This window comes from Streptomonospora salina (genome assembly GCF_014204715.1).
GTDB classification, from domain to species: domain Bacteria; phylum Actinomycetota; class Actinomycetes; order Streptosporangiales; family Streptosporangiaceae; genus Streptomonospora; species Streptomonospora salina.
The window spans coordinates 4,936,315-4,960,356 of sequence record NZ_JACHLY010000001.1 but is presented as its reverse complement, the minus strand read 5'-3'; the positions used below and the strand labels follow the sequence as shown (position 1 = coordinate 4,960,356).

At 72.8% G+C, this 24,042-nt stretch carries 20 protein-coding genes and 3 pseudogenes; 11 read left to right on the top strand and 12 right to left on the bottom strand.

Annotation, left to right across the window (positions count from 1 at the left end):
* Window positions 1-136: 136 nt before the first annotated feature.
* Window positions 137-421, bottom strand: a pseudogene (locus tag HNR25_RS27240) (transposase); the annotation flags it as partial.
* Between HNR25_RS27240 and HNR25_RS26245 the strand changes: the two are divergent.
* The gene (locus HNR25_RS26245) at window positions 421-1,425 is read left to right on the top strand and encodes a hypothetical protein (RefSeq protein ID WP_312862689.1); all 1,005 of its coding nucleotides are present in this window, start codon (window positions 421-423) and stop codon (window positions 1,423-1,425) included. The pseudogene HNR25_RS27240 and the gene HNR25_RS26245 sit on opposite strands and share 1 nt — an antisense overlap.
* A gap of 2 nt (window positions 1,426-1,427) precedes the next feature.
* On the opposite strand, the gene HNR25_RS22380 is transcribed toward HNR25_RS26245, so the two are convergent.
* The 5 genes from HNR25_RS22380 to HNR25_RS22360 all read right to left on the bottom strand — a co-directional run bounded on the left by HNR25_RS22380 (window position 1,428) and on the right by HNR25_RS22360 (window position 7,462).
* Window positions 1,428-2,471, bottom strand: a complete 1,044-nt coding sequence (locus tag HNR25_RS22380) for an ABC transporter substrate-binding protein (RefSeq protein WP_184638422.1) — start codon at window positions 2,469-2,471, stop codon at window positions 1,428-1,430.
* Window positions 2,468-3,295 (bottom strand): ABC transporter ATP-binding protein, encoded by an 828-nt coding sequence (locus tag HNR25_RS22375; RefSeq protein ID WP_184638420.1) that lies wholly within the window; start codon window positions 3,293-3,295, stop codon window positions 2,468-2,470. The genes HNR25_RS22380 and HNR25_RS22375 overlap by 4 nt, the downstream gene beginning before the upstream one ends.
* Window positions 3,292-4,317, bottom strand: coding sequence for a FecCD family ABC transporter permease (locus HNR25_RS22370; RefSeq protein WP_184638418.1), 1,026 nt, complete (start codon window positions 4,315-4,317; stop codon window positions 3,292-3,294). Before HNR25_RS22370 ends, HNR25_RS22375 begins: the two co-directional genes overlap by 4 nt.
* A 137-nt stretch (window positions 4,318-4,454) precedes the next feature.
* A complete protein-coding gene (locus HNR25_RS22365) occupies window positions 4,455-6,248 on the bottom strand; it encodes a prolyl oligopeptidase family serine peptidase (RefSeq protein ID WP_184638416.1) in 1,794 nt (597 codons plus the stop codon).
* Window positions 6,248-7,462 (bottom strand): hypothetical protein, encoded by a 1,215-nt coding sequence (locus tag HNR25_RS22360; RefSeq protein WP_184638415.1) that lies wholly within the window; start codon window positions 7,460-7,462, stop codon window positions 6,248-6,250. Before HNR25_RS22360 ends, HNR25_RS22365 begins: the two co-directional genes overlap by 1 nt.
* 108 nt (window positions 7,463-7,570) lie before the next feature.
* Between HNR25_RS22360 and amiA the strand changes: the two genes are divergently transcribed.
* The 6 genes from amiA (at window position 7,571) to HNR25_RS22335 (ending at window position 15,669) form a co-directional block, all read left to right on the top strand.
* Window positions 7,571-7,690 (top strand): streptamidine family RiPP, encoded by a 120-nt coding sequence (gene amiA, locus HNR25_RS26240; protein WP_246463816.1) that lies wholly within the window; start codon window positions 7,571-7,573, stop codon window positions 7,688-7,690.
* A 97-nt stretch (window positions 7,691-7,787) separates the two neighbouring features.
* Complete coding sequence (locus tag HNR25_RS22355) at window positions 7,788-8,669, top strand: hypothetical protein (RefSeq protein ID WP_184638412.1); 882 nt, start codon at window positions 7,788-7,790, stop codon at window positions 8,667-8,669.
* Entirely contained in the window at window positions 8,666-11,122 is a 2,457-nt protein-coding gene (locus HNR25_RS22350) for a CocE/NonD family hydrolase (RefSeq protein ID WP_184638410.1), read from the top strand. The genes HNR25_RS22355 and HNR25_RS22350 overlap by 4 nt, the downstream gene beginning before the upstream one ends.
* Before the next feature lie 349 nt (window positions 11,123-11,471).
* On the top strand, window positions 11,472-12,290 hold the full coding sequence (locus tag HNR25_RS22345; protein ID WP_184638408.1) for a nitroreductase family protein: 819 nt from the start codon (window positions 11,472-11,474) through the stop codon (window positions 12,288-12,290).
* Window positions 12,287-13,957, top strand: coding sequence for an ATP-binding cassette domain-containing protein (locus HNR25_RS22340; protein ID WP_184638406.1), 1,671 nt, complete (start codon window positions 12,287-12,289; stop codon window positions 13,955-13,957). The genes HNR25_RS22345 and HNR25_RS22340 overlap by 4 nt, the downstream gene beginning before the upstream one ends.
* The gene (locus HNR25_RS22335) at window positions 13,954-15,669 is read left to right on the top strand and encodes an ABC transporter ATP-binding protein (RefSeq protein WP_184638404.1); all 1,716 of its coding nucleotides are present in this window, start codon (window positions 13,954-13,956) and stop codon (window positions 15,667-15,669) included. Before HNR25_RS22340 ends, HNR25_RS22335 begins: the two co-directional genes overlap by 4 nt.
* 87 nt (window positions 15,670-15,756) lie before the next feature.
* On the opposite strand, the gene HNR25_RS22330 is transcribed toward HNR25_RS22335, so the two are convergent.
* Both HNR25_RS22330 and HNR25_RS22325 read right to left on the bottom strand, forming a co-directional pair.
* Entirely contained in the window at window positions 15,757-16,371 is a 615-nt protein-coding gene (locus HNR25_RS22330; RefSeq protein ID WP_184638403.1) for a dihydrofolate reductase family protein, read from the bottom strand.
* A 217-nt stretch (window positions 16,372-16,588) separates the two neighbouring features.
* Window positions 16,589-17,575, bottom strand: a complete 987-nt coding sequence (locus HNR25_RS22325; protein ID WP_184638401.1) for a helix-turn-helix transcriptional regulator — start codon at window positions 17,573-17,575, stop codon at window positions 16,589-16,591.
* Between the two features lie 113 nt (window positions 17,576-17,688).
* On the opposite strand from HNR25_RS22325, the gene HNR25_RS22320 reads away from it, so the two are divergent.
* Entirely contained in the window at window positions 17,689-18,105 is a 417-nt protein-coding gene (locus HNR25_RS22320) for a VOC family protein (protein WP_184638399.1), read from the top strand.
* A gap of 341 nt (window positions 18,106-18,446) precedes the next feature.
* Here HNR25_RS22320 and HNR25_RS22315 read toward each other — a convergent pair whose 3' ends face one another.
* Window positions 18,447-19,655, bottom strand: a complete 1,209-nt coding sequence (locus HNR25_RS22315; protein WP_184638397.1) for an MFS transporter — start codon at window positions 19,653-19,655, stop codon at window positions 18,447-18,449.
* Between the two features lie 92 nt (window positions 19,656-19,747).
* On the opposite strand from HNR25_RS22315, the gene HNR25_RS26235 reads away from it, so the two are divergent.
* The gene (locus HNR25_RS26235) at window positions 19,748-20,326 is read left to right on the top strand and encodes a TetR/AcrR family transcriptional regulator (RefSeq protein WP_184638396.1); all 579 of its coding nucleotides are present in this window, start codon (window positions 19,748-19,750) and stop codon (window positions 20,324-20,326) included.
* Here the strand turns inward: HNR25_RS26235 and HNR25_RS25490 are convergent.
* The 3 genes and pseudogenes from HNR25_RS25490 to HNR25_RS22300 all read right to left on the bottom strand — a co-directional run.
* Window positions 20,321-20,617, bottom strand: a pseudogene (locus tag HNR25_RS25490) (MMPL family transporter); the annotation flags it as partial. The gene HNR25_RS26235 and the pseudogene HNR25_RS25490 sit on opposite strands and share 6 nt — an antisense overlap.
* 198 nt (window positions 20,618-20,815) lie before the next feature.
* Window positions 20,816-21,100, bottom strand: a pseudogene (locus tag HNR25_RS26665) (DUF1722 domain-containing protein); the annotation flags it as partial.
* Between the two features lie 198 nt (window positions 21,101-21,298).
* Window positions 21,299-22,084, bottom strand: a complete 786-nt coding sequence (locus tag HNR25_RS22300; protein ID WP_184638392.1) for a TetR/AcrR family transcriptional regulator — start codon at window positions 22,082-22,084, stop codon at window positions 21,299-21,301.
* Between the two features lie 84 nt (window positions 22,085-22,168).
* On the opposite strand from HNR25_RS22300, the gene HNR25_RS22295 reads away from it, so the two are divergent.
* Both HNR25_RS22295 and HNR25_RS22290 read left to right on the top strand, forming a co-directional pair.
* Window positions 22,169-23,110: an ATP-binding cassette domain-containing protein gene (locus HNR25_RS22295; protein ID WP_184638389.1), complete on the top strand. Its 942-nt coding sequence runs from the start codon at window positions 22,169-22,171 to the stop codon at window positions 23,108-23,110.
* Window positions 23,107-23,925 carry an ABC transporter permease gene (locus HNR25_RS22290; RefSeq protein WP_184638387.1) on the top strand — a complete coding sequence of 273 codons (819 nt, stop codon included), beginning with the start codon at window positions 23,107-23,109 and terminating at the stop codon, window positions 23,923-23,925. The genes HNR25_RS22295 and HNR25_RS22290 overlap by 4 nt, the downstream gene beginning before the upstream one ends.
* The last annotated feature ends 117 nt before the right edge of the window (window positions 23,926-24,042 follow it).

Here is a 24,042-nt window from a genome sequence, read left to right as displayed (position 1 = left end):
TCGCCACTCTGACCAGCGAAGCCGGTGATCGGGGCCGTGGACACGATCGGCAACCAAGGCCATGAGCAACCGCTGGATCTCATTGCAGGACAGCGGCACCATCTCAGCGGCGTCACTGCGGGCGCCGGTGTCCTCACCCGCTCGCAGCACCGCGAGGAACGCGTGCGGCGAGCACATAGCCCATCCGCTGCTCTTCCAGTGCCGCGCGCAGGTGGGGGTTGGCGCCGTAGACCTCGTCGCCGGTGGCCCAGCGGGCGCGGTGGCCGGAGGCGAGGAACCGCTCGATCATCGTTTCGGCGAGTCGGGGCTTGGCCGCGAAGCTGTGGTCCTCGCCCAGGCCCGCGGCCCGGCAGCGGTCGGGATCATCGGTCCAGGAGCGCGGCACATACAGCTCCCGGTCGACGTTTGCAGGTTGCCTCCGTGGACACGGGCTTTTCCGGAGTACCAGAGGTCGATCTGCTCGCCTTTGACGCTGGTGGTCTTCTCGGCGCAGCGGTCGGTGGGGATGACGATGCCGTCCAGAATGAGGTGGGGGGTTGCCGCGCTTCGCGCGGTGTCCAGGGCCTGGTGGATATCGGGCGCCTGCTCGGCGAGCGCGGCGGTGGCCTCGTCGATGTAGCGGTAGGCGGTGGAGCGCCCGATGCCGTGGCCGGATGCCAGAGCCTCGGGGGCGGTGCCGTCGCGGTAGTGGCGCAGAACGAGCACGGCCTGGTGGAAGCAGGTCAGGGCGCGGGTGCCGGCGCGGGTGCCGCGGAGGCGGCGCTCGCCTGCCGGCAGCTTCGACAGGAAGTGGACGGCTTCCCTGCCGACGTCGAGGATGGCACGATAGGTGACCACGTGGAGCCTTTCACGATAGTCCGGCAAGATTCGACACCTCGCCTTCTACCTGGGGCTCCACGTCTATGTCCGGGGAACGGACACTCCTACCCGTCTGTCGCTTCTGCGTGTTTCGTCGCTTTCCCGGCATCCAAAGTCGCTGGGATCACCTCATTAAACCCGGATAGCTACTTTCTTCGATTTCCGAATAAGCCGGATTCACGAATCATCGCCCTACCGGCTTACCTCGGCGGAAACACCGATGTGGCCGGAACCAAATGGATCAGCATCTTTCCCGAGAACATCGATGAATCGATACCCCGCGCCTCGGCTGCACTCCTGATGAACGACTACCGGACCGGATACCCGTTCGCCTGCATGGAGGCAGCCCAGATCAGTGCCGCCCGGACCGCGGCATCGGCGGTTCTAGCGGCCGAAGTGCTCCTGGGATCCCGCAGGGGACGACTCGCCGTCGTGGGAGCCGGAATTATCTCCCGGAACATCCTGGAGTTCTTCGCCGCCGGCAGGCTGGCCATGGACGCCCATGTCCAGCCTGCTCGAATCTTGCTTTGCGGAAGCGATGACGGGCAAGGGCTCCGGGCGCTCTGACGTCAGAACGCGCCGGGGTGGAGTTCCTCGGCGATGGTCTCGACCGCGCCGATGTTGCCGAGGGTGCCGGGGTGCAGGTCGGCCTGGGAAACGGCGATGAGCACATCGTCCTCGACGGCGGCGACGTCGGGGAAGGTGCTGTGCAGGTATTCCCGGGTCTTCTCCTCCTGGGCCGCTCCCGTGGCCCCGAAGACGATCGCCTCGGGGTTGCGGCTGATGATCTCTTCGGGGTTGATCTCGGCCGCGAAGAACTCCGCGAACTCGGGGGCGTCCGGGTCGAAGACGTTGTCGCCGCCGGCCCGCTTGATGATGTCGGCTTCCACGCCGGCGCCGATCGCCGAGAGCGACTCGCCCTCGACATAGACCTGGGCGACGGTCGGGCGCTGCGAGCCCTCGATCGCCTCGTCGACGGCCGACAGCCGGTCCTCGGCTTCCGTCGACAGCTTCTCGGCCTCCTCCGGCACGCGCATGATCGCGCCGAGGTCGGTGATGTCGGTCAGGACGTCGGTGACCTCCGCGGTGTTGCGGCGGTCGGTGCAGCCGCCGGTCGCCACATAGGCCTGGGCGCCGTTCTCGTTGAGCTGGTCGACGCTTGCGAAGCCCTGCTCCGCGGTGAACTCGTACTCCGTCGGCGAAACCACGAGGTCGGGGGCGGTGGCGAGGAGGTCTTCGCGCGCCGGCGGTGCGTCCGTGCTGAGGACGGGGACCTCCGCCGCCGTTTCGGCGATGTCCTCGGGAAGCGTTGAGACATCGGTCTGTGCCTGGCCGACGAGGGAGTCCTGGAGACCGAGCCGGATGAGCATCCCGGTCTGGGAGGGCATCATTCCCACGACGTTCTCCGGAGTGGTGTCGAAGGTGAGCTTGCGTCCGCAGTTCGCGACTTCCACGGTCTCTTCCGGACCCTGGGAGTCCGCGGAATCGGAGGTGACCCCGGTTCCGCACGCTGTCAAGGCGAGGGGGACCGCGCTCAGCGCGGCGAGCGTGGAGGGAAGCGTGCTGGTACGCGTCGTGGCGCGCGGACGCGTTCGGTCGGGGCGGCGGTTCATGGGATGGAGCTTCCTTCCTCGGTGGGGATCGGACCGTCCGTGTCTGGACCGGGCCCGGGGGTTCGGGCGTCGAAGATGAAGTGGCGCCGACCGGAGCGCGGATGGGCCACGGAGGTCGACTCGACGCCGAACGCCGAGCGGATCAGGTCGGTGTCGAGAACGCGTTCGGGCGGTCCGAGGGAGCGCAGGCGCCCGCCGTCGAGCACACCGACGGTGTCGCAGTGGCGTGCGGCCAGGTTGAGGTCGTGCAGGGCGACCAGAACGGTGCGGTCGGCGCTCCTGACCAGGTCGACGAGCTCGACCTGATGGGCGATGTCGAGGTGGTTGGTGGGCTCGTCGAGCACGAGGACGGGGGTGTCCTGGGTGAGCGCACGGGCGAACAGCACACGCTGGCGCTCGCCGCCGGACAAGGCGGAGAAGGAGCGGGTCGCCAGGTGCGCGGCACCGACACGGTCGAGGGCCTGCTCCGCAATGGCGACGTCGCGGTCGGAGTCGCGGCCGAAGCCCGTGCCGTGCGGGATGCGTCCGAGGAGGACGAGGTCGAGCACGGGGATCTCGAACTCCTCGCTGTGCTCCTGCGCCATGACCGCCACGCGCCGGGCGATCTCCCTGCGGCTCAGGGAGGAGATGTCGGTGCCGTCGAAACGCACCCGCCCCGATGACGGAGGCGCGATTCCCGAAACGGCCCGGAGCAGCGTCGATTTGCCGCTCCCGTTGGGCCCGAGCAGCCCCAGAACGGTACCGGGCGGCACCGGGATGCTCACCCCGGACACGACGGGTCGGCCGCCCCGGTGCACGTCGAGGTCGTCGATGTCGACTCTCATCGGCCGCCCCCCGCGCTGTCGGAGCGGTCGCGCCGTAGCAGCCAGAGGAAGAACGGTGCCCCGACCAGTGCGGTCAGAACGCCGAGCGGGATCTCCGTAGGGGCCGCGAGAGTTCGCGCCAGAAGGTCGGACGCGGCGAGGAACACGGCGCCGCCGAGGACCGCTACCGGCAGCATTCTGCGGTGGTCCGACCCGACGATGATCCGCGCGATGTGCGGGACGATCAGCCCGACGAAGCCGATGCCGCCGGAGACCGCCACGACGGATCCGGTCAGCAGGGCGGCGGTCACCAGGACGCTGCTGCGCAGCCGGTTCACATTGATGCCGAGGGTTGCGGCGGCGTCGTCGCCGACGAGGAGCGCGTTAAGCGCCCGGGCGTTGAATGCCGTGAAGATCCCGGCCGCCAGCAGCGCGGCGGCGGGCAGGGCGAGATGCCCGGTCGTGGCGGCGGAGACGGATCCGAGCAGGAAGAACATGATGCTGAAGACGTTCTGCGCGTCGGTGGTGATGGTGAGGTAGCTCGTCACGGCGCTGAACAGGGATCCGAGGGCGACACCGGCCAGGATGAGCCGCTGCGGAGCGATGTGCCCGTTCTTGCGGGCGAGCAGGTATACGGCGGCCGTGGCCATCAGCGCACCGAGGAACGCGGCGGCCCCGATTCCTAGAGTGCCCGCGCCGACGCCGAGCACGATGAACGACACCGCGCCGACCCCCGCACCGGCCGAGACGCCGAGGATGTAGGGCTCCGCCAGGGAGTTGTGCACCACCGCCTGCATCAGCGCGCCCGCGAGGGCGAGGCCGGCGCCCGCCGTCGCGGCGAGCAGGGCGCGCGGCAGCCGGAACTGCCAGACCGCGTTGTCCTGCACCGTGGTGAGGGAACCGTCCGACATCCACGGCATTCCCGGCAGGAGGTGGCCGAGAACGATCCGCAGCGCGTCGGCCATGGGCACCGGGATGGTTCCGGTGCTCGCCGACAGCAGCAGGACGATCAGCAGCGCGGCCGCGAGTACCGGCACGAGCACGCGGGCCGCGAGCGCTCCTGCGCGCCGGCGCGGAGTCCTGGGGGCGTTCTCCGGCGCCGGAACCGGTCTCGGGGGTGTCCGGGTCGCCGTGGCCGCGTGCCCGTTCGGAGGGGCGGGGGGTTTTTCGTCGTATGTCGTCATGCTCGCTCCGTCTCGTCCGGGCAGCGGGTTCCGGGCGGCGCTGCGGGGGTCGTGGGGAGGGGGACTCCTGATCCGGTGGCCTGTTCGGCGAAGCCGAGGATGGTGGCTCCTAATCGGTGCAGGCTGTCCAGGTGATTGCCGCCGTGGCCGGTGCGGGGCGCCCGCCAGAGTTCGGCGGTGCCGCCTTTGCGGCGAAGCGCGGTGACCAGCCGGTCGGTGTCGTCGGCAGCGACCCGGGAGTCCTCGTCGAGGACGATGCCGAGGAACGCGGGCGGTCCGATACCGGGGGCGAGGTTCTCCGCTCGACTCAGAGGCGAGACCGCTTCGAGCCGGGCACGCCCCTCGGCGGTGCCGGGATCGCCGAACTCGCCGATCCACCTGCGGCCCAAGGGGTGCGCGTCGAGGTTGAGCAGGTCGAGCGGGGCCGCGGTACTGACGACGCCCGCGCACAGCCCGGGATCTGCCAGGGCACAGGCGGTGACGATCACTCCCCCGTGTGAGGCGCCCGCGAGGACGAGCAGGTCGGCGCGGGTGAGGCCGGCGTCGACGAGGCCGCGCGCGGCGGCGGCGAGGTCGGCGATGCCGCGCTGCTTGTTGTGTCCGCGGCCCGCCCTGCGCCAGGCGGTTCCGTGTTCTCCTCCTCCGCGGATCTGCGCGATCGCGTACCGGCCGCCGTGTTCGGTCCAGGCGGGCACGGTCGGTTCGAACTCCGGCAGGCTCGGTACGCCGAACCCGCCGTAGCAGGTGAGGATGAGCGGGGCCGGTCCCTCGGCGTCCTTCGGCGAGGTGAGGACGACGGTGACCTCCGCGCCGTCGTCGGCGGGGACGGTGAGGCGGGTCGTTCGCGCCGGGTCCGTGCGCTGCGGCGCGGCTGCGCGGCCGGTGAGCAGATCCTCGGCGGCGACCGGCCGCGGAGGCAGGGTCGGTCCCTCCACCAGAGCATGGAAGGTTCCCGTGTCGTAGGCCACGCTGGTCGCGACCGCCGGTTCGCCGCCGCAGCGGACCGGTCGGTGCTCGACCACGCGGCCTTCGACCAGCCGGAGGAGGACGCTGCGGCCCTCGCGCACGCCCGCGATGAGCACGTCGTCGCCGTGCGCGGCGAGCGAGGTGATGCGGATGTCGGGGTCCGCCCAGCGCCACCGCACGGTTGCGCTGTCCACGTGGAGGGCCTGCAGGCCGGTGCCGTCTTGGACGAGGAGCGCATCGCCGCACGGCAGGACACGCACGATGCCGGGGAAGGTCCCCAGCGTGCGCAGTGTGGCGCGGTCGATGAGTTCGGTGGGGCGACCGGGCCGGCTCTGTGCGGCGAGTCCTCGCCGTCCGCCGCGGAAGAGCCGAACACGCCCCCCGTGCGGGAGTCCGGATTCCCGGCGTTCTCCGCTCGCCGGATCGAGGTCGACGAGCCGACCCGAGCCGGAGGCGGCGACCTCCAGGCGCGAGGAGTCCGCCTGCCAGAGCACCTCGTCATAGCGGCAGCGGATCTCGGGATAGCGGTGCAGCTCGCCGGTGGCGGCGTCGACGATGCCCAGGACGGCGTCTTCGTCGGCGGTGTCGGCGAGCTGGACGGCGATGCGGGCTCCGTCCGGGGAAGGAGCCATACGCAGGATGTGCTCGTCGGGTTCGAGGACCGGGATCTGTTCGGGGAACCGGTAGATCCCGTACCGGGTGCGTCCGGCGAGCCGGCTGAGGCTGTACCCGGCCTGGGGAAGCCCGGGCCGCGCATGCCGCTCCCACCGTGCGAGCGCGGCGTCGAGGGCCGGTGAGGTCTGATAGGGCGGGCCGCTGGTCATCAGCGCCCGATGGGATCGGTGCCGGCGCCGGGCGCCGGCGGCCACCAGAGCAGGTGGCCGCCTTCGTCGAGCGGGCTCGGGAGTGCGATGGTCTCGGTCGCGTCGTCGCGGACGATGTGGACCAGGCCGTCCCCGCCCCCGCTGACGGCGACGGCCGTCCCGGCCGGGTCGAGGGCGACGGCGCGCCGCTGGGCGGGTGCGTCGCCCGCCGGTTCCCAGGGCAGCCGGTCCGGTGCGGGCGGATTCGACATCGCCGGGAGCGCGGTCTGCCGCACCGTCTTCAGTTGCGGGCCGCCCCGGTCGAGGAGGCTCACCCGGTCTCCGTCGGGGTGGACGGTCGCCACCGCGGCCCGCCCGCCCCCGGCCGCGAAGCGGAACGCGAGTCCGGGAGGCAGCTCCGCGTGGCGGGTCCGCCCGGAGGCCAGCTCGATCTCCACCAGGGCGTTGGTCCACGAGGTCCACGCGTCGGGCGCCCCGGGGCCGCCGCGGACGACGCCGAGGGCGCATCCGGTGGCCGGGTCGAACCGCAGGTAGTACGCGCGCCCGTCGACCGGCCACGGAACGATGCCCACCGGGCGCGGCAGGCCGTCCTCGACGGCGAAGCGTTCGAGACCGCGCCGCGTCGCGGTCGCGACGACACCGGTGCGCTGGTCGGCGACGTCGCCGTGCCCGTCCTCGGCGACGTCGCCGGTGAGCTCGCCGCGGAGTTCGGGAACGTGCGGGCCGACCGCCGCGGCGCGGGAGAGCGCGAGCGCCTCGATCGCCCCGGGTTCGCGGTGGCGGAGCACGAGGACGGGGTCGCCGCTGCGCTGGTCAGGGGTGATCATCACGCCGGGCTCGCCGGTCCGCACCCGGAACCGGCGGGGTGCTCGGGCCTCCAGGTCGACGAGTGTCACCACGTCGCTCCACGGCTCGGTGTTCGCCCCGGCGCCGGTAGTGACGGCGACGTAGCGGCCGGTGGGGTCACAGGCGAGGTGTTCGGCCGGTATGGCGATCGGGTGGCAGCGCTCACCGCCCGGCCCTCCCACCACCAGGGATCCCGCACGGTCGTCGGCGAACGCCCACTGCGCGGGGGAGCCGTCGCGGTGCGGCAGCGTCAGGAACCCCGCGTGCTCGGCGAGGACGCCGCCGCCGAGTTCGCGTACGGATCCGTCGTCGACCGCGTAGGTGCGTGCGGCGCGGTAGTCGGCGATGACGAGCTGTTCATCAGGCACGGAAAAAAGGTACTGGAAATGAAAACCGTTATCAAGTACGGTTTGCAGCGTTCGCTCCCCCGCGAACCCGCGTCTACGCGGTCATCCGAGAAGAAAGGAGTCCCCCCGATGGACAACCAGGAGTTCGCCGCGGGCGACGAGGTCGTCGCCGAGATCGAGGAGACCGAGCAGCTGGCGCACCTGTCGGCCTCGCACTCCAACGCTCTCGTCGAGAACCCCTTCGACTGACCGAGCCGTCTGTCGATCGACGACGGTCGACCAGGCCCGGTCGGGGGCTCGCGCCCCCGGCCGGGCCGTGTGCCCGACCCGTCTGGAAGGGGCCACCATGACAGAGACCTCCCGCCTCGCCCGTATTCCCGGCACCGGCACGGACGTGCTCATCGACGGCGACGGCACCGGGTCCGTCCGCACCCCGGCGGGGCGCTTCCTGCGTCTGCAGTCGCCGCCCTCCGGACTCATCGACACCCTCACCGGGGCCACCGGCGGGGAGGAGGCGTCCTCCGCCTACGCCGACCGGCTCACCGAGGTGATGGCCGCTCGCGAACGCGGCGATGCGGAACGCCGGTGGCCCGCCGGGCGGCGCGACGTCGTCCTCCTCGGCGGCGGTCCGGTCCTGGACGTGCTCGCCGAGGTCCTCGGCGAACTCGGCGCCGGCATCACGCGGAACCGGGGCGGGACGGCGGACGCCGCGGCGGACGGGCCCGCGCCTTCGGCCGCCGCGCCCGGCTCCGAGGCCGCCATCGAGGCGGGACCGGGGCGACGGCGGCTCGTGGTCGCGTTCGCCGAGACACCCGCCGAGCGGGCCGACTGGGCGGCGTTCGGCTCCCTCCCCGAGCACGGAACCGCCTGGCTCGGCGGGTACCGCGAGGGCGACAACTGCTTCGTCGACCCGATCCGCCTGTCGGCCGACGATCCCACCGCCGACCAGGTGCAGAAGCGGCGCCTGGCGGCCAGTCCGGTGCCGCGCGAACTCGCCGCCTGGCAGCGGTCGGCGACCCGCGCCCCGCCGGCGCTGCCCGCCGCCGCCCGGACCCTCCTCATCGGCCGGATGCTCACGGTCGCCCTCGCCTGGGCGCAGGAGACCGATGAGCTGACGAGGTTCCGGACCAGCTTGTGGAAGTACGTCTCCGCTTCGGCGACCGCCACCGAGCACACCGTCCTGGGCTACCCCGAGCCCCACGCCCCCGGTTGCGAGGCGGGCGCATGAGCGCGGCCGCCGGCGGACCGTTCGACCACGACTGCCCGACGCGGGACGGCGCGGTGCTGCGCGGGCTGCTGTGGCGCTGCGCCTCCCCCACCGGGCTCGTCCTCATCCGGACCCCCTACGACGCGGCCCTGCATGCGCCGATCGCGCGTTCATGGACCGAACGCGGCTACCACTGCCTGGTGCAGGACGTCCGCGGGCGGTACCGGTCCGACGGAGACTGGTCGCCCTACGAGCGCGAGGGCGCCGACGGCCGCGACATTCTCGGCCGCCTCCTGCGGGAGTTCCCGGACCTGCCGCTGCTGCTGTTCGGCGCCTCCTACGCCGGCCACTGCGCGCTCGAGGCCGCGCGGGAGGCGGTCGGCGACGGGACGGACGCGGCGCCGCGCTCCCCCTGCGCGGACGCGATCGCCGGGATCGTCGTCCTGGTCCCGGCGCTCGGCCTCGCCGAGACCGCCTGGGACGCCGACGGACGCCCGCAGTTGCGGCACCGCATCGGGTGGTGGCACCGGCACGGGCGCGGCCGGTGCGCACAGCCCGCCCTCTCCGACGCCGAGCTCGACCGGCGAACGGCCCGAGCGCGCGAGCGCGGACCGATCGCCGCGGCCGCCGACTGGGGATGGCCCGCCGAGACGCTGACCGGTTGGCGGAGACTGTGGTCCGCGCAGCGGATCGATCCGCGCGCCCGATACGGCCCGGTCGAGTACCCCCTGCTCGCGATCGGCGGGGACGACGACTTCTTCCGGGAGGACACCGCACGCCTCGCGCGGGACTGGCCCGGGCCGAGCCACCTGGTCAGCGGGCCGTGGGGACACGGCCTCGTCAGCGGGATCTGCGACGACGACCTGCGTGGCCGCGTCCGGAGTGCCGGCGGACTCGGCGCGGTCATCGACGCCTGGCTCGGGATCCACACGGCCCGGGGCTCCCCCGCACCCTGCGCGGTCCAGCCCCCCGGATCACGTTCCCGCTCGGTCTTCGACCCCGCAGCGGCCACCTGGCGCCACGAACGGAGCACCCCCATGACGGCCCCCACCAGCGACCTCCGCCCACCCCATCCGGGCAGCGCCGCCCCGGAGCAGGACGCCCCGGCCGGCACTCTCCCTACCGAGGCGCTCGTCGACCCCGAGTGCGGGATCATCCGTTCCGTCCGTCCCGTACCGCGCCCCGAAGGGGCCCCGCCGTCCTACCTCGCGCTCACCGCGGCCGTCGCGGACGCGCGCCGGCTCGGCGAGTGGCCCGCCGACCGGGTCTCGCTGGGCACGTCCTTCGCCGACGCCGACCACGCGCGGATCGCCGCCATCGCCGAAGGCGTCGAACGATACTGCGGAAACTGGCTCCCGGCGGAACCGCCCCTGGACGAGTTCCGCGTGGCCACCGCCGGGGAGCTGAGCGAGGAAGGCGAGCCCGTACTCGACACCGCCCGGCTGCCGCGCTTCGCGCCGTGGCAGTACACCAGGCAGGGGTTCCCCTACACGCCCCTCACCGACGACACCCCGACGCTGTGGACCCGGTGCGCCGACCTCGACGGACACCCGGCCTGGCTGCCCGACGCGCTCGTCCACCTCAACTGGCGGCAGTCGCGCTTCCGGCACCTTCCCCGCACCCACCACCTGAACTACGCGGGCATCGCAACGGGACAGGGGGCCGAGGACGCCCGCGATCGCGGGGTCCTGGAAGTCGTCGAGCGCGACGCCCTCGAACTGTGGTGGCACCTCGACGGCCCCACGTTCGGCATCGACCCCGCGAGCGTCCCCGGCCTCGAAGACGACCTGCAGGGGGGTGCCCTGAGCGCCTCCCTGGTCGCCATGCCCTCGGAGTTCGCCCCGGCCGTCGCGGCGCTCGTGCACGACCGGGAGCGCGGGCTCTACGCCGCGGGGTTCTCCGCCGCGCTCGACCCGGTCCGGGCGGCACGCAAGGCGGTACTCGAAGCGGTCCACACCTGGGTCTACACCCAGGGGTGCACCACCGCCGACGGTTGGGTCTTCCGTGCCGTCGAACAAGGCCTGATGGCCCGCGGCCTCTACCTCGATTTCCGGGGCGACGCGTCCTACCTCGACGCCGCCGGCCAGCACTGCCAGAACATCGTCGACCTCGGCGCCCACGTCCAGCTGTGGCTCGATCCGCGGCTGCACGCACAGGCCCGGCGATTCACCGAACCCGCGCTCGGCCTCCGGCCGATCACCCGGATCCCCGCCGTCTCCATGGAGGAGGTCTACCGGCGGCTCGCCCGCCACGGCCACCGGGTTCTGACCCGCGACCTCACGACGGCGGACGTCGGCCGCACGCCCCTGCGCGTGGTGCGCACCTTCATCACCGGCCTCGTGCCGAACGCCCCCGCCGCGTTCGCCTACCTCGGGATGGCGCGTTTCGAAGAGGCCGCCCGCGCACGCGGGTGGCGCGCGTCCTGGACCGGGAGCCCGGCGGACTTCACCCTCGTCCCTCCACCCCACATGTGAGCCAGAGCCGACCATGCCCCGCACCGATCCGCCTTCCGGCACCGCACACGAGCACCGCGGTTCCGCCCGCCCCGGCACGGACCCTCGTCGCGCCGCCTCCCACCACTCCGTGTTCCACTCCTCCTCCGAGCATCCGACGGATCTTCCCGCCGTTCTGACACGGGCCTTCGCTCCCGGCTCGCCGGGCCGACCGCGGCCGCCCGGCCCGCGCGCCAATCCGTGGCGAGCGGCCGGCGCCGACCCGGTCGCCGTCCCGGGCCGGGAACGCGCACTCCTCGACGCGCTCTGGCGCTCCGGCGGCCTCCACCGCCGGTCCGACGGAACCCCGACCCGCATCCACAGGAGGCCCGTGCCCTCGGCCGGCGCCGCCTATCCGGTGCAGACCCACCTCGTCGTCGGCCCCGGCGCCGACGGCCTCGCGCCCGGCCGGTACGCCTACGACATGGAGCAGGACACGCTCGTGAAGCGCGACGACGCAGCCGACCGCGCGGCCGGCTGGACCGGCGCGTCCGACCTCCCCGCCGACGGAACCCACCTGGTTCTGACGGTGCAGCCGGGACGGAGCTTCGGCCGGTACCGGCACCGGGCGTGGCCGCTGTGGATCGCCGACACCGCATACGCCCTCACCGCCGTGGAGTTTCTCTACGCGCCCAAGCGGCTCACCGTGCGGCTCGGTCCCGGCGCCGCTCTGCGCGCGCTGCTGGGCGTGCCGCCCGCCGCCGAACAGCGGCGGTGGCTCGCCCGCCGGTTCGCACCCGAGATTCCGCTCGCGGCGGTCGCGCTCCCGCGGTCGCGAACCATCGGCCCCCGGCACCGCGACGCGCTCGCCGCTCGGCGATCACCCGGCATCACCGAGTTCCTCGAATCGGGGGCGACCGGTGACCCCGCAGCCGAACGCGCCGCCAGAGCATCCGGGCAGGCGTGGGTCCGCGGCGCCGCCCGCCTGCACACATGGTCGATCCCCGGCGGCGCCGCCGCGGCCGAGTTGGCCGCGGCGGTCTGGGACGCCCACCGCGCCGCAGCCGCCGTCTGCTACGCCGATGCCGCCACCGGCGACTGGCGGAGCCGACCGGTCTCGGGGTTCGCCGCCGAGGACGGCCACTGGACCATCCACGCCCTGGCGGCACTGCCCGGCAGGCGACGCGTCGCGACGGAGACCGGCCCATGATGATCGTCGGCCCCTTGTGGCGCGAGGCCGCACGGTTCCCCGCCGCGCTGCTGTCGAGCGCCGCGCTGCTGCTGCTCGCGTTCTCCACACACCTCGCCCAGGCCGCGGCGATCGCCTGGTCGATGTCGGCGGTGCTGGGCGGGCGGCCGCAAGACGTCCTCGTCGCGTTGCTGCTGATCTTCGGGATCGCGGTGCTGCGACTGCTGGCGTCCCTCGCGCAGACGGCGGCCGCCGCCGGGCTGGGAGGCCGGGTCAGGCAGGCCGTGCGCCGCCGTGCGATGGCGTCCGCGCTGGTGCCGGAGCGTCTGCACGACACCGCCGTCCGGGACGGCACGGTGCGGGCGAGTCTGGGCGACGGCGTCGACGGCACGGACGCCTACGTCTCGAAGTACATCCCCGCCGTCGTGCAGGTGACCGTGGCATGCCCGCTCGTGGTCGCCCTCCTCGCGCTCCTGTCGCCGTGGGCCGCGGCGGGTGTCGCCGCCGCGGTCCTGCTGGCCGTGTTCGGACCGATGGCGTGGAAGCGCATGATCGCCCGGCGCCAGCTCGACCACTGGGACAGCTACGAGGCGCTCAGCGCCGACGTGCTCGAATCCCTGCGGGGAATGGCGACGCTGCGGACCCTCGGCGACGTGTCGGGGACCCGCGCACGCCTGCACGCCCGCTCGGAGGCGCTGCGCCGGGCCACGGAACGGGTCATGCGCTCAGGCCTGGCCGAGACCGCGGTCACGGACCTCGCCGTCCAGGGCGGCATCGTCGCAGCCGCCGGCGTGGCCGTCTGGGGCGCGGTATCGGGGCAGCCGCCCGCGGGGGAGGTCTACCTCGTCCTGCTGCTCGGCTCGGAGGCGTTCCGGCCGGTCCGGGAGCTCTCCCGCCATTGGCATGCGGGGTTCCTGGGACTCACCGCGATCCGCGGGCTGCAGGACATCGGCGCGTTCGGCCCGGTGCGCCGCGGGGAGGCGGCAGGCCCCGCTCCGGAGGCCGCAGACGGGGACGGCGCCGACGCGCCCGCCCCTTCCGCCGCGGTGCTGCGGGTGTCGAATCTGCGTTTCCGGTACCCGGGCACGGCGTCCGACGTGATCAGCGGCCTGGACCTGACCGCCCGCCGCGGGGAATTGAGCGCGATCATCGGTCCGTCGGGGTCGGGGAAGTCGACCCTGTTCGACCTCCTGATGGGGTTCCTCGCCCCGGCCACCGGCCGGCTCGAGTTGGACGGCCGAACGCTGGGCACCCGGGACATCGCCGTCGTCTCCCAGCGTCCCGTGCTCTTCGCCGGGACGATCCGGGAGAACCTCGACGTCAGCGGCACCGCAGCCGGAGAGGCGGATTTGGTCCGGGCGTGCCGCGCGGCCGGGGTGCTGGAGGAGATGCGCGCGCTCACGCACGGCTTCGACACCGAGGTCGCCGAGGCCGGCGCGAGTCTGTCCGGCGGGCAGCGCCAGCGCCTCGCCCTGGCCAGGGCGCTGCTCGCGCACCGCCCCGTCCTTCTGGTAGACGAGCCGACCAGCGCGCTCGACTCCGACCGCGCCGCGGACGTCGTCGAGACGCTGCACCGGGTGGCGCGCGACCGCATCGTCATCATGATCACCCACCGCCCCGAGGCCCTCGCCGACGTGCCGACCGTGCTGCGGCTGGATGCGGGCCGTCTGGACAGGAGCGTTCCGTGAGTACCCGTGCAGCGCTGCGCACCTTCGGCCGACTCCTGCCCGCGCTGCGCCCCGAATGGCGCGGCATGCTCGCCGGCTATCTCGTCGCGACCGCGAGCGCCCTGGGTCTCGCCGGTCTGGCGGTGCTGACGGCCTGGGCGGTCGGCCACGCGATCGTCGAGCGGACACCGCCCGGACCGCTCTGGTGGGCTGCCGCCGTCGGTCTCGTACTGCTGCGGACCCTGTTCACCTGGCAGGAGATGGACGTGTCCCACGCCCTGGCCTACCGTGTGCTGGCCCGCCTGCGGATGGCGCTCTTCGACGCCTACGCGCGCAGCGTTCCCGCACGCCGCCGCGAGCACTCCGGGCGCGCGGCGGCCGTCGCGATGGGCGACATCGAGAAACTCGAGTTCTTCTACGCCCACACCGTGGCCCAGTTGGGCGCCTCGCTGACCGTCTTCCTCGCCTCCTTCGCCGCCGCCCTGTTCCTGTTGCCCGAGGCGGCGCTGGTGATGTCGCTCGGCAGTGCGCTGGTCGCGGGGACGGCGCTGTGCTGGTCCGGAGCCGCCAGACGGACCGGCGAACGGGAGCAACAGGACCGCGAAACCCTCTCGGCACAGACCGTCGACGCGCTCGGCGCGCTGCGCGAGGTGCTCGGCTACGGCCTCGCGCCGCGGATCATCGCCGAGACCGCCACAGCCACCGCGCGCGCGGCCGCGGTCACCCGCCGGCGGGAACTGCTCTCCCAACTGACCGCCGGGGTGCGCGAGCTGATCGTCACCGCCGTCGTGATCGGGGTCATCGCCGTCAGCGCCGCCGCCGCGGGTATGCTCTCCGGCCCCGCCGACGCACGCCTGTCCCCGGCGGTCCTGCCCGCGCTCGTGGCTCTCGCCCTCGCAGGCGTGACAGCCGTCACCGAGGCCACCGCGGTCCTGACCCAGCTCCATCCCCTCACCGCGAGCGCGCGACGCGTCGGTTCCGGTATCAACCGCCCGCCGGTCGTATCCGCGCCCGACCGGCCGCAGGAGGTTCCCAGCGGCTCTCTCGGCCTCCGGTTCCGTGCGGTCTCGTTCGCCTACGACGACCGGCGGCCGACGCTGGAGGGATGGTCGGCAGACGTGGCACCCGGTGAGCACGTCGGCCTCGCAGGGCCCTCCGGGGCGGGCAAGAGCACGATCATCGCGCTCGCGGCCCGCCTGTGGGACCCGTCGGCGGGGACCGTCGAGCTCGCCGCCGACGGCACGGCCGTCCCGGTCACCGAACTCGACGACGAGGCGTTCCGCGGCGCCGTGGCCCTGGTCGAGCAGGACGCCCGGCTGTTCCACGGCACCGTCCGCGACAACCTCCTGCGCGGGACCCGGCCGCGCCCCGACACGGAACTGTCCGCCGTGCTCGAACGCGTCGGCGCCAAGGACTGGGCCGATCTCGACGAGGAGCTGGGAGAAGGCGGCCTCCGCCTCTCCGGCGGGCAGCAGGCGCGCCTGTGCCTGGCCCGCGCCCTCATCCGGCGACCGCGCGTGCTGCTGGTGGACGAAATCACCGCGAGCCTCGACCCGGAGACCGAGCGCATCGTCTCCGACGTCATCGCCGAGTTCGACGGCACCGTACTCGCCGCATCGCACCGCGCCGAGACGCTCGCCCGCTTCGAACGCGTCGTCCACGTCCACGGCTCCCGCCGCAGCACCCGGGCAGAGGCGGGGCCCGCCCCTCGGCCCGTGGAAGACCGAGCCTGAGGGGGGCGTGGAGGTCCGCCACCGGACCACGATCGAAAGGCACGCACAGGGTCGCCCGATCGAGACGCGCGAAGGCCCGGTTGCTGTTCAGCCGGCGTCGTCGCGTTTGCGGTAGCGGATATGGGTGGCCAGTGGTGAGTGGAGCACCTCGATGGGCTCGAAACCGAAGGTCTCGACGCCGTCGAACATGCGCTCGCCGCTGCCGAGTAGGACGGGTGCGATGTCGAGGGCGAGTTCGTCGATCACGTCGGCGTTGAGGGCCTGCCGAACTGTCGAAGCGCCGCCGGCGATGTCCACACCCCTGCCGTCGGCGGTTTCGAGCGCCCGCGCGTAAGCGGCGCCGAAGCCCTCGGTCACGAAGTGGAAGGTGGTCCCGCCCTCCATCTCGATCGGTTCGTGGGCATAGTGGGTGAGCACGAAGACCGGGGCGTGGTAGGGGGGCTCGGGTCCCCACCATCCGTTCCACGTCTCGTTCCACTCACCTCGGATCGGCCCGAACATGTTTCGGCCCATGACGTAGGCGCCGCGCGGGCGCATCAGCCATTCGTTGGCCGTGGCGTCGGCTTCGGTCGCGCGCGGGTCGCCGATATGCCAGCCGTGCAGCTCGTGGCCGCGCTTGCCCAGCGGCTCGTTCCGGCTCTGCTCGGGTCCGGCGACGAAACCGTCGAGCGAGATCGACATGTGGCAGGTGGTGTCGGACAAAGCTTCTCTCCGCTCGTATCTACGGGTTGCGCTGCGGTCATCGGACCGCATGACACACGTACAGACTGACGGATGCGACCGAACTCATCGCGACATCGCGAAGCCGTGGAGGTTCGGCTGCCACGCGGCAGACGGCCACGCGTCGTGCCCCCCGCGAGACCGTTCCCGCCACCCCTCCCCGATCGGCCGGTCGACCAGGCATGAACGGCAAAACGGGTCATCGGGTGCGACCGGACGTGTGCAGCAATCGCGTCGCAGTGGCCCGCACCCGGTCTCGGAGTTCATCGGGGCGATCGATCATCACCTCGCAGTCGAGAGCCGCTATAACGGCCGGCAGCCAATCGAGACTCTCGGCATGGATCTCGGCCCGGTGCCAGGGCGCGGTGCCTTCGTGTTCCGGGGCCTCGGCACCATCCGATCTCTCGAGTCGAGCCACACTGAGCGGTAGATGCGCCCGGATGTGCTCCTCGCTCTCGCGAATGCGCAGCACGACCTGCCACCGGTAGTCGGCATCGGCGAAGCGCTCACGGAGGCGAGGTTCCGCGTCGGACCGCTGCGGTGGAGAGAAGGTTCCAGGCAGGGAACGGGCTGTTCGGATCCGGTCTACCCGGAAGGTGCGTTCGGCTTGCTTGTCCGCGTCGAACGCGACGAGATACCAGCGGTCTGCGTGCGCGACCAGAGCGTAGGGGTGGATCGTGCGCCGTGACGGTGCTCCCCGGCCGCTGAGGTAGCGCAGATCGAGCACCTGTCGGTGATCCACGGCCTCCGCCAGGGTCAGCATGACGGAGGGTTCGGGCGCGGCTCCCCCATGCTGAGACGTAGGTGTCATCACCCCCAGCAGGGTGTCGATCCGCTCCGCATCGGCGATCGGCATCGCTCGCTTGACCTTGGCCAGGGCAGTCTGGGCGGCGACCTGCGGCTCGTGCGAGGCCGACTGCGAACGGGCGAGTCCGAGGTAGAGCACGATCACCTCTTCCCTGCTGAACATGAGCGGGAGGACGCGCTGGCCGGACGCGAGCCGATAGCCGCCGTAGCGCCCGCGCACCGTCTCGACGGGCACCCCCAGATCGCACAGCCGCGCCACGTCTCTGCGAATCGTCCGTTCGTCGACTCCCAGGCGCTCTGCCAGTTCGGCGACGGTACGCAAATGCGCGGACTGCAGCAGATCGAGCAATTGCAACGCTCGCGCGGTCGTGTCGGCCATGACACCCATCATCGCTCACATACCGGTCAGTTCTCGTCCGGTATCGCTCGTAGCGTCATGTCCGCGGCCGGATGTACCGGCCACACTCACGTCCATCACAGGAGGAGTCCGCGATGCAGTTGGCATCCACCCGCATCATCACCGACGACGTCGACGCGCTCGTCGCGTTCTACGAAGCAGCCACTGGAATCACCGCCGAACGGCTCCACCCGATGTTCGCCGAGCTTCGTACGTCATCCGGCACGCTAGCCATCGCCAGCAGTGCCACGGTGCCGCTGCTCGGAGACGACGCCGCCGAGGCGTGCGCGAATCGCAGCGTCGCGCTGGACTTCCTCGTCGACGACGTCGACGAGACCTGCAAAGAACTCCAGAATGTCGCCGAAGTATTCGTTAATGCACCCGCGGACATGCCCTGGGGCAATCGCTCGCTTCTCGTCAGGGATCCCGACGGGAACCTGATCAATTTCTTCACACCGGTCGGCGAATCCGCCAAGGCCCGCTTTGCGGACGACGTCCCGAGAGGTTTCTAGGTGGTCATACGACACCATCCGTGTCCGGCCGGATAACCAGCGAGCGCTTTCCAGCGTGTTTCGTGCCGCTGGAGGGCCGACACCGGCGCGGGCGGCCTCGGCGGCGCGGGCCGCTCCAGCATGGGCAGACGGCCGGCGGTGACGCGGAGCATGTCTTGCAGTCGCTCAGGCGGTGTCGACTCCCGGACACGGGTACTCAGCGCCACCATGACCAGGAACGCGGCTGGCGTTTCCCGGTCCTGCCCGCCGCCGGGCGGGTCCGGGAGCGCTTGCGGGCAGCGCGCCGTCAGGCGGCGCCGAACCGTCGGCTGGACCGACGGCGAGACCGGGTACGGCCCGACCTACCTGTCGGGGGCGCGGCTGATCATGAGGGTGCCGACGCCCGCGAGGACCGCGAGGGCGATGAGCGCCGTGCCGTAGACGTCGGCGACGGTGCCCAGGGCGGCTGTGTCGGCGGCGATTCCCGCGGTGACGGCGGGCAGGCACACGGCCAGGTAGCTCAGCACGTAGAAGGCCGACATCAGGCCCGCCCGCTGGTGGGGAGCGGCCAGGGGGACCACGGTGCGCAGCGCGCCCTGGAAGCCCGCGCCGAAGCCGATACCGGCGAGCACGATGCCGGCGAAGTACACCGGGGTCCCTCCGGTGTGCACGCCGACCAGCGTGGTGGCGACTCCGACCGCCAGGGCGGGCGCGCCGACGAGCATGACGCGCAGCGCGGGCGCGCCGCCCAGCAGCAGGATCGCCGCCGCTCCGCTGACGGTCAAGGCGCAGACCGCGGCTCCCCCGACCAGCGGGTCGGCCGAACCGGTGGCGGCGGCGGTGAGTGCCGGCCCCAGGGACAGGTAGAAGCCGCCCAGCGCCCATACGGCGATGTCGATCGGCGCGGCGACGAGCAGCGCGCGGCGAGCCTGGCGGGGGACGCTGATCGCCGGACGCAGCGAGGCCAGGGCGCCGGGCCTGCGCTCGGCGGTCTCGCCGAGTGTCGCGATCGCGGTGGCCTGGACGACCAGCAGGACCAGCAGCACGACGTAGACCAGGCGCATCGGGGCGGGCGCGTACTGCACGAGGACGCTGGAGCCCAGGGCGCCGGCGCCCATGCCCGCCAAGGGGGCGACGCTGGTGACCACCGGGCCGCGGGTGGGCGAGCTGTCGAGCAGTCCCGCGCCGAGTGCTCCGGTCGCCGCACCGGTCGCGAACCCCTGCATGATGCGGGCGGCGATCAGCGGCGCCAGGTCGTCGGCGGCGAGGAAGACCACCATGGAAGCGGCCTCCAGTGCGATGGCGCCGACGATGGCGGGGCGGCGGCCGGTGTGGTCCGAGATCCGTCCCACGACCAGCAGCGCCACGAGGAGCGCGAGCGCGTAGACGCCGAACACGACGGTCAGCGCGCTCGGCGCCAACTGCCAGGAGTCGCGATAGACCGCGTAGATCGGGGTGGGCGCGCTGGAAGCGGCGAGGAAGGTGACGAGGACGGCGGCCTGGATCGCGGTGGCGGCGCCGGAGGGCACCCCGCGGCGGGTGCGCGCGGGTGGCGGTGTGGTGGCGGGCATGACTCCCCCGAACTTTAACGCAAAGAATTTGCGTTAGGGGACGCTACACGCACAGCACGACTAACGCAAAGATTGTGCGTTAGACTGGACGTGTGAGTCCGATCCAAGGAAGCCGCACCGGCGGGCGCAGCGCCCGCGTGCAGCAATCGGTGCACCGGGCCGTGCGCGAACTCCAGGCCGAACGCTCGCGGGGCGAACTGAGCGTGCCGCTGATCGCCCAGCGCGCGGGCGTCACACCGTCGACGATCTACCGCCGCTGGGGAGACCTGCAGGAGCTCTTCGCCGACGTCGCCGTGGAGCGTCTTCGCCCGGACACCCCGACCGCCGACACCGGCGCACTCGCCTCCGACCTGGAGGCGTGGGCCCGGCAGTACCTGGAGGAGATGTCCTCGACGCCGGGCCGCGCGTACGTCCGCGACGTGCTCGCCAGCGACACCGGGTACGGCAACGCCGGGAGATGCTGCGAATACGCCCGCGAGCAGATCGGCGCCATGCTGGACCGCGCCGCCGTCCGCGGCGAGTCCGCCCCCGACACGGACGCGGTCGTCGACCACCTCGTCGCGCCGATGATGTACCGCATCCTGTTCGCCCCCGACACCCCCACCGAGGAGTGGGTCACGGGGCTGGTACAGGGCCTGCTGGAGAGCGGGGCGACCGGCCGCCGCTCATAAGGCGATCGCGCTCGGGCCCGACCGGTCGACGCCGCCGCTACCGGCCCCGGCGATCCGCGCGGGCCACCATGTGCGGGCTCCGACGTCCAGCGCCAAGGCGGGCAGCAGGACCGACCGCACGACGAGGGTGTCCAGCAGGACTCCGAAGGCCACGAGGAACGCGAGTTGAACCGGGAAGAGCAGCGGGATCACCGACAGGGCGGCGAACGTCGCGGCGAGTACGACTCCGGCCGAGGTGATGACCCCGCCGGTCAGGGTGAGGGCGCGCAGCATCCCGCCGCGGTGGCCGTGGCAGCGAAGACGACCTGGAGACCATCTCCGGCTGGCTGCACCACCTCGGCGAAACGCTCCTGAACCTGTCCGCGCCCCCGGGCGCGCGCAGTGGCGAGTGATCCCCCTGTCGCGGCGCGTCCGCCCCGACGGCAGCGGGAGCGCGGTCGCCTCAGCCGGCAGCGCGGCACGCGGCCGTCGTGCGGGCGGGCCGGGGGCGAAGTAGGTCTGCTCGGCGGCCCAGCCGAGCCCGGGCTCGGCTGGGCAGTGCTGCCGGACCGTCTCCAGCGGAACGGACAGCGGCACCTCGCCGCGCCGGTGGCGCTCGATCGCATCGAGGACGTCGCGGCGGCGCGTGTCGTCCAACCGGTCGCCGACCATCCCGAACAGGTGCTGCAGCGCGTCGGCCGTCGAGGGCCGACCCGTCGAGACCGGAAGCGTCGGTCGGTGCGCCGGGCCCCGTCGCCGCCTCGCGCCCCACCGCGATCCACGCGATGTGGTCACCGAGCCGGCGGCCGAGGGACCCGAGGGGCGCGCCGCCGCCCGCGGACCGCGCGTCCTTCCCCGGCAGTCGGGGCGCGACGCCCAGGCGCGGCCGCACCTCCGCGGGGCGCGCCTGCGTGGGACCGCCGGTGACCTGGGCCATAAGGGACGGGTGCCCCGGCATCCGGCGGCGTAACCGAGCACGACCCGCGGCCGCCGCTAATCGCCGCGGTCCTCCCGCCCTTCCCGGTCGCCCTGCCCTTCCCGGTGCGCCGCCGGAGGCGCGACCGGTGGCGGGAGGGCCGCGGCGATGCAGTCGAGGACGCGGTCCAGACCGTACTGGAACCGGTCGTCGCGGCTCAGGTGCGGCCCGCGCGCATCCGCCACGATCTTGCTGAAGACCGGGTACTCGCCGCTCTCCACCAGCCGGTCGACGTAGGGGCCGCTCCGCATCATCCAGTCCGTCTCGCCGAGCCCGCTGCGGCGGACCTCCTCGGCCCAGCCGGCCTCGTCGCGGGCGGCGCCCTCGACGTAGCCGTTCAGAACGGCCATGAGGCCGAGGTTCTCGTCGATGGAGACGCGGGGGTCGAGGGTCCCCATCACCCGTTCGATCAAGCGCAGTTGGTTGGGGCCGAAGCCGGGGACGACCTGGTGCACGGTGGCGATCCACGGGTGCCGCCGCCACATCGCCCGCACCCCGTAGGCGTAGCGGGTCAGGTCCGCGCGCCAGTCGCCGGAGGGCACTCCCTCGACGTCGATCTCGCCCCGCACCCGGTCGGCCATGAGTTCGACGAGGTCGCCGCGGCCGGGGACGTGCCGGTAGAGCGACATCGTGCCCGCGCCGACCTCGTCGGCGATCCGCCGCATGGTGGCGGCCTCCAGCCCCTCGGCGTCGGCGATCCGGACCGCCGCCTCGGTGATCTGCGCGCGGCTGTAGACCGGTTTGGGCCCGCGGGCCGGGCGCTCCGGCCGCATCCAGATACTCACGTACTCGGTGTCGGTCACCCGTCCCCCTTCTATTGCGTACATCGTACCCAATGAATTAGCCTCATCGCCACAACCGCGTACAACGTACCCAGTGGGGGGATCATGGCGGATCCGATCGTGGTCGCCGAGGGGCTGCATAAGTCCTTCGGCGACGTCCATGCGCTGCGGGGCCTGAACCTGAGCGTCCCGGAAGGAACGGTCTGCGGCGTGCTGGGGACCAACGGCGCGGGGAAGACGACAGCGGTGCGCATCCTGGCGACCTTGTCCGATCCCGATGCCGGGCACGCCCGCATCGCCGGCTACGACGTCGCCCGCGAGGCCGGCAAGGTGCGCGCCAGGATCGGGCTCGCGGGCCAATACGCCGCCGTGGACGAGAAGCTCACCGGACGCGGCAACCTGCGCATGTTCGGGCGCCTCTACCACCTGTCCCGGCGCGAGGCGCACCGGCGCGCCGATGAACTGCTCGAGCGCTTCGACCTCGTCGACGCCGCCGACCGTCGGGTCGCCGACTACTCCGGCGGTATGCGGCGCCGCCTCGACCTGGTCACCAGCCTCATCCGGCGCCCCGAGGCGCTCTTCCTGGACGAGCCCACCGCCGGCCTGGACCCGCGCAGCCGCGGCGCGATCTGGGACAGCGTCCGCGAGCTCGCGGCGGAGGGCACCACGGTGCTGCTCACCACGCAGTATCTGGATGAGGCCGACCAACTGGCCGACGACATCGCCGTCATCGACCACGGGCGGGTCGTCGCCGCGGGCACGCCCGAGGAGCTGAAGGCCGCGATCGGGGACCGCCTCGACGTCGTCCTCGACGACCCCGCCGCGCTGCGTCCGGCGGCGACCGTACTGAACGCCCTGGCCGGAACCGAGCCCGCGGCGACGGGCCCCGACCGGCTCAGCCTCGCCCTGCCCGGCGGATTCCGGCTCGCCGGCATCGTGCGCGAGCTCGACCGCGCCGGGATCGACGCTGCCGACGTCCGGCGGCGCCGCCCCACCCTCGACGAGGTGTTCCTGCGCCTCACCGACCGCACGGAACCCGTCCGATGACCGCCCCGACCCCGCCGGCGGGCCGCATGCGCTGGGCGTTCTCCGACGGCCTGACCCTGGTCGGCCGCGAGCTGGGCCGGCTGCGGCGGGAGCCCGGGCAGCTCGTCGCCATGCTGGTGTTCCCCGCCGTCATGGTGGTGCTGTTCGGCTACGTGTTCGGCAGCGCGATCACGGTGCCGGACGGCGGCGACTATCGCGCCTACCTGATGCCGGGCCTGTTCTCGATGGTGGCCTTCACGGCCGTCACGACGGTCACGGTGCGCGTGGCCGGCGACGCCTCCCGCGGCGTGATGGACCGGTTCGCGTCCATGCCGACGGCGCGGTCGGCCGTGCCGTTCGGGGCGGCCGGTGCCGACCTTCTGGTCGGTCTGCTGTCGCTGGCCGTCATGGCGGGGGCGGGCCTGCTGGTGGGATGGCAGCCGCAGCGCGGCCTGCTTCCCGCGGCCGGGGCGTTCCTGCTGATGACGGTGCTGCGGTACGCGCTGAGCTGGGGCGGCGTCTACCTGGGACTGGTGGTGAAGAACGACGAGGCCGCCGACCAGCTGGTTCCGCTGCTGCTGCCGTTCACGATGCTGTCCAACGCGTTCGTCCCGACCGGCGGCATGCCGGGGTGGCTGCGGGTGCTCGCCGACTGGAACCCCGTGAGCGCGCTCACCGCCGCCTCCCGGGAACTGTTCGGCAATCCGGGTGCGACGTCCCCGGACGCGGCGTGGCCGCTCGCGCACCCCGTGGCCGCCGTCCTGATCTGGTCGGCCGCGCTGCTGGCGGTCTTCGTCCCGCTGTCGGTCCGCACCTACGGGCGCACAGGGCGCTGACGGCATCAGCCGGGGCGCCTCCTGGAGACGGGCGGGCGGACCGGCGGACGGACGGGCGCGGTCCCGCCGGCGTTCACCCCGTTCAAGGCCGGTCGAAGCGTCCGAGGATGAGCGCCC

Coding starts and splice junctions, on each gene's coding strand:
- HNR25_RS22290 (WP_184638387.1), top strand. CDS start 23,107: ATGACCGCCCCGACCCCGCCGGCGGGCCGCATGCGCTGGGCGTTCTCC.
- HNR25_RS22355 (WP_184638412.1), top strand. CDS start 7,788: ATGACAGAGACCTCCCGCCTCGCCCGTATTCCCGGCACCGGCACGGAC.
- HNR25_RS22320 (WP_184638399.1), top strand. CDS start 17,689: ATGCAGTTGGCATCCACCCGCATCATCACCGACGACGTCGACGCGCTC.
- HNR25_RS22365 (WP_184638416.1), bottom strand. CDS start 6,248: ATGACCAGCGGCCCGCCCTATCAGACCTCACCGGCCCTCGACGCCGCG.
- HNR25_RS22295 (WP_184638389.1), top strand. CDS start 22,169: ATGGCGGATCCGATCGTGGTCGCCGAGGGGCTGCATAAGTCCTTCGGC.
- HNR25_RS22315 (WP_184638397.1), bottom strand. CDS start 19,655: ATGCCCGCCACCACACCGCCACCCGCGCGCACCCGCCGCGGGGTGCCC.
- HNR25_RS22350 (WP_184638410.1), top strand. CDS start 8,666: ATGAGCGCGGCCGCCGGCGGACCGTTCGACCACGACTGCCCGACGCGG.
- HNR25_RS22325 (WP_184638401.1), bottom strand. CDS start 17,575: ATGGCCGACACGACCGCGCGAGCGTTGCAATTGCTCGATCTGCTGCAG.
- HNR25_RS22340 (WP_184638406.1), top strand. CDS start 12,287: ATGATGATCGTCGGCCCCTTGTGGCGCGAGGCCGCACGGTTCCCCGCC.
- HNR25_RS22375 (WP_184638420.1), bottom strand. CDS start 3,295: ATGAGAGTCGACATCGACGACCTCGACGTGCACCGGGGCGGCCGACCC.
- HNR25_RS22380 (WP_184638422.1), bottom strand. CDS start 2,471: ATGAACCGCCGCCCCGACCGAACGCGTCCGCGCGCCACGACGCGTACC.
- amiA (WP_246463816.1), top strand. CDS start 7,571: ATGGACAACCAGGAGTTCGCCGCGGGCGACGAGGTCGTCGCCGAGATC.